This is a genomic window from Brevundimonas sp. (assembly GCF_023259385.1).
In the GTDB taxonomy this organism is placed as follows: domain Bacteria; phylum Pseudomonadota; class Alphaproteobacteria; order Caulobacterales; family Caulobacteraceae; genus Brevundimonas.
This window is the reverse complement of sequence record NZ_JAHFPF010000307.1, coordinates 1-1,270: the sequence shown is the minus strand read 5'-3', so window position 1 is coordinate 1,270 and position 1,270 is coordinate 1. Positions and strand designations below refer to the sequence as shown.

General features: G+C 66.6%; 1 protein-coding gene and 1 pseudogene. Both read left to right on the top strand.

All coding sequences use genetic code 11. From position 1 onward, the window contains the following. Positions 1–328: pseudogene (locus Q0C81_RS17295) on the top strand (glutamate--tRNA ligase); the annotation flags it as partial. A gap of 64 nt (positions 329–392) precedes the next feature. Then, positions 393–1,270 (top strand): citrate synthase (gene gltA, locus Q0C81_RS17290; RefSeq protein ID WP_291840924.1); only part of this gene is annotated, 878 nt, incomplete at its 3' end.

The following is a 1,270-nucleotide window of genomic DNA, read 5'->3' as shown; positions in this document are numbered from 1 at the left end:
GGCCGACCAGACCGCCTTCGTGCTGAAGACCCGCCCCCTCGCCATCGACGAAAAGGGCCAAGGCCTGCTGTCCGGCGAGTCCGGCGAGCGCATCGGACGCCTGCGCGACCGGCTGAAGCTGTTCGGAAGCTGGGACGTTTTCGCCCTCGAGGCCGAGTTGAAGGCCTTCGCCGAGGAAGAGGCCGTGGGCTTCGGAAAAATCGGTCCGGCCACGCGCGCGGCCCTGACCGGCGGGGCCGCATCGCCCGACATCGCGAAAACGTTGGGGGCTCTGGGACGCGAAGAAAGCCTCGGGCGCTTGGATGATGCGCTGCAACAGACTAAGTGACGTTTACAAACAAAACGCGGCCCGCCGCCTCCCCGCGCGAGGCTGCCGCTGACAAGGGGCTGAAATGACCGAACAAGCCAAACCCGCCGGGACGGCGACCCTCAACTACGCTGGCAAGACCGTGGATCTGCCGGTGCTGTCGGGTTCGACCGGCCCCGACGTCATCGACATCCGCAAGCTCTATGCGGGCACGGACGCCTTCACCTACGACCCGGGCTTCACCTCGACCGCGGCCTGCGAGTCGGCCCTGACCTTCATCGACGGCGACGCCGGCGTGCTGCTGCACCGCGGCTATCCGATCGACCAGCTGGCCTCGCAGTCGAACTTCATCGAGGTCTGCCACCTGCTGCTGCACGGCGAACTGCCGACGGCCGCGGAATACGAGGCCTTCGAGCGCAACATCACCATGCACACCATGCTGCATGCCCAGTTCGACCGCTTCTTCGAAGGCTTCCGCCGCGACGCCCACCCGATGGCGATCATGGTCGGCACCGTCGGCGCCCTGTCAGCCTTCTACCACGACAGCCTGGACATCCATGATCCGGTGCAGCGCAATATCTCGGCCATCCGCCTGATCGCCAAGATGCCGACCATCGCGGCCCGCGCGTACAAGTACCACGTCGGCCAGCCCTTCATCTCGCCGCGCAACGACCTGTCGTACGCCGAGAACTTCCTGCGCATGTGCTTCGCCGTTCCGGCCGAGGACTATCACGTCGATCCGCGCCTGGTTCGCGCCATGGACCGCATCTTCACCCTGCACGCCGACCACGAGCAGAACGCCTCGACCTCGACCGTCCGTCTGGCCGGCTCGTCGGGCGCCAATCCGTTCGCCTGTATCGCCGCCGGCATCGCCTGCCTGTGGGGCCCGTCGCACGGCGGCGCCAACGAAGAGGCGCTGAACATGCTCAAGGAGATCGGCACCCCGGACAAGATCCCGGAGTT